2 protein-coding genes are annotated in these 2,807 nt (G+C 53.1%); one reads left to right on the top strand and one right to left on the bottom strand.

Going from position 1 to position 2,807, the window contains the following annotated elements; genetic code table 11:
- Nucleotides 1-227 precede the first annotated feature (227 nt).
- On the bottom strand, nucleotides 228-1,472 hold the full coding sequence (locus MoGM_RS12020; protein ID WP_371410532.1) for a DUF2264 domain-containing protein: 1,245 nt from the start codon (nucleotides 1,470-1,472) through the stop codon (nucleotides 228-230).
- A gap of 331 nt (nucleotides 1,473-1,803) precedes the next feature.
- Here MoGM_RS12020 and MoGM_RS12025 point away from each other — a divergent pair, with 331 nt between their 5' ends.
- The gene (locus MoGM_RS12025) at nucleotides 1,804-2,349 is read left to right on the top strand and encodes a DUF3332 domain-containing protein (protein WP_104370294.1); all 546 of its coding nucleotides are present in this window, start codon (nucleotides 1,804-1,806) and stop codon (nucleotides 2,347-2,349) included.
- Nucleotides 2,350-2,807: the final 458 nt, after the last annotated feature.

Genomic DNA, 2,807 nt, shown 5'->3' on the forward strand with positions numbered 1-2,807 from the left:
GCCACATTATACTCTTGATACTCTCTCCCGCCCACCGGAAAAATCCGCTGACCCTATACAATGACATCATGACGGAGAATGCCCGTATGGATTGCCATACGGGCATCAGAGAAAAAGCCGCTTATTTACACATAACATACCAACATGGGGGCCGGGCTGACACACTATTATTTATACCTCCATTATTTTCGACCGGCATGATTGCCGACAACCTGCCGGCCCGCAAGTCAATACTTGTCTTTCGTCCGTATCTCGTCTTTCCAGACATGGTCCTTCGGGAACGGCTCGCCGCCCCAGGCCTTCTTCTGCGTCCACTCCTCGGCGGGCGACGACCAGAAGGCATTGTCGGCGGGAAGGCCGAGCGGCATGAAAGCGAGTGATGCCATGTAAAGGCTTCCATTGTTGGTGTACCAGTCGGCAATGCCGGGCTGACTGCCGCAGAAGCCGATGGTGAGATAGCCTCCCTCGTTGAAGTTCTCGTGACGGTCGAACATGCGGCGCATCACGGCCGTCAGGGCGCAACGCACCTGGGCAGGAGTCAGCTCGCGCGGCAATCTCTCCATGCGTGCGAGCAAGGCCAGCGGCTGCATGGCTGCCATTCGGTAAGGGACAGAGCGGCCGAAGACCGGGAACGTGCCCTCGGGCGATATGAACCGTTCGAGCACGATGGCATACTTCTGCGCGCGGCGCAACTCACGGTCATAGTATTTCGGATAGTCTATGCGCGAGCCTCGCTTGGAGTCTATCATGTTGCGGAGCGTTTCGAGATACATCGGGTGGAAGACATAGCTCGAATAGTAATCGAAAGCAAATTCTGGACCGTCCGCATACCATCCGTCGCCCACATACCACTCCTCGGTCTTGCGGATGGCCGTGTTCACACGGAACATGTCGAACGGCGCGCCAGCCTTGGCGAGAAAACTCTCTATCACCGACGAGAAAAGAAACCAGTTGGTATATGGCGGATCGACACGGCGCAGGCGGGTAAACTCGTCTATATACCGTGCTTTTGTAACGCTGTCGAGCGGCATCCACAGCGCATCATAGGCACGTACGAAACTCTCCGCCACGTAGGCGGCGTCTACAAGCGTCTGCCCTTCATTGCGCCACAGCAGATAGTCGGGTGACTGCGGATCCACGGCATTCCTGTAGCTCGCAAGCGCCCACTCCCTCAGTTGGCGGCGACCGGCCCCCTCGGCCGTGCCGTCGTCGGGCAGGGCGAGCCACGGGGCAATGCCGGCCATCAGACGGCCGAAGCACTCCATATACGTCACCCGTCTGTCACGGCCATCCCACGTGGGGCTGACCTCAACCTGCATGTCGGCCTGCAAGCGGCCGTCGGCCATCTTTTCGAGCACCGGCCGGGCCATTTTATAGGCCAGCGAGCACCAGTACTCGCGGTCTGTCTGTCCTTTACGTTTCCCGGCAACGGCAGGTTGCGCCACGGCGGCAAGCAGAATAATGAATGTCATTAGATTTTTAATCATAAGCATTGTGTATTATGTTTTCTGCAAAGATAACCATTCTTATCCGGATTATACGGCAATCGTACGCAAAAAGAAACGACATCTGCCGCAAGATGCCTGAACACCTCACCATATAATGAAAACGGACGGAAAAAGAAGATCCGGAAAAACAAAAGAAACATAACGTAAAAAAAGAAAAATGAAAAAGAGACGCGTTTGCGTCAACCTGTGGAAATCAATCATTATATTTGCACCGAAAACGGCTGCGGGAACGCACGGCAAGCACGGCGGGCGGCCGCAAGACCATGAAATAATAACATTTTAAAACGGAAAAATTATGAGAAAGATTACTATCAAAGTCTTCGTTTGTCTCATGGCCGGAGCCATGATGACAAGTTCGTGCATCGGTTCGTTCCCACTGTTCAACAAAACACTGGCATGGAACAAGAAACTGAGCAATAAATTCGTCAACGAGCTGGTGTTCATCGTTGGCTCACCGGTATACGCACTGTTCGGACTGGCCGACCTGCTGGTGCTCAACTCAATCGAGTTCTGGAGCGGCTCAAGCCCCCTTGCAAAGGCAGGACAGGTGGAAAACGTCTGGGGACAGGACGGAAAACAATATGCAGTGAAAACACTGAAAGACGGATACGAGATCACAAAGCCCACTGGTGAGAAGGTGCTCTTCGTGCACGACAACACCAACGACTCGTGGACACTGAAATCAGACGGCCAGGAGGCAGAGATATTCCGCTTCAATGAAGACGGCACTATCAGGGCTTTCCTGCCCGACGGACGCAGCATGGACGTCACTCCCGACGAGGCAGGAGTGTACAACCTGCGCATGGCGATGAACGACGGGATGTTCTTCGCCGCCAGATAACGAAATCACTTGAATGAAAAACACGCCTGACATACCGTCGATACGCACCGCAAGGGCATATCGGCGGTATGCCGCTTTTCGGCATACATGCCGACCAAAGCCATAAGTAATATTTTTTCTGACATCGACAGCAAACATGCCTACGTCCGTAGGCTTTCTCCTTTGACCGGAAACAGACATCCGTAGAGTTATCGGAGACATCAACCCGCACATCCGGAGACATCAACCCGCATAAATGAATAATATTTACAAAACGCCCTCCATATTCCGCCCGTTTCAAAATTAAAACCCAAAGACCGGAAATAAGCTAATTATGAGCAGTATAGCATAAACACCTGTGCATCAACCTAATACACCTTTCAAACCTGCCTCCCCTATCAAACCTACCCCACCTGCCCTTCCGATTTTTTCCATTCAGCGTCCCGTTGCCTCGCATTCAGACGCTAAACGCAAGCCAA

The sequence above is a fragment of the Prevotella sp. MGM1 genome, assembly GCF_002933775.1.
Lineage (GTDB): Bacteria > Bacteroidota > Bacteroidia > Bacteroidales > Bacteroidaceae > Prevotella.

Coding starts and splice junctions, on each gene's coding strand:
- MoGM_RS12020 (WP_371410532.1), bottom strand. CDS start 1,472: ATGACATTCATTATTCTGCTTGCCGCCGTGGCGCAACCTGCCGTTGCC.
- MoGM_RS12025 (WP_104370294.1), top strand. CDS start 1,804: ATGAGAAAGATTACTATCAAAGTCTTCGTTTGTCTCATGGCCGGAGCC.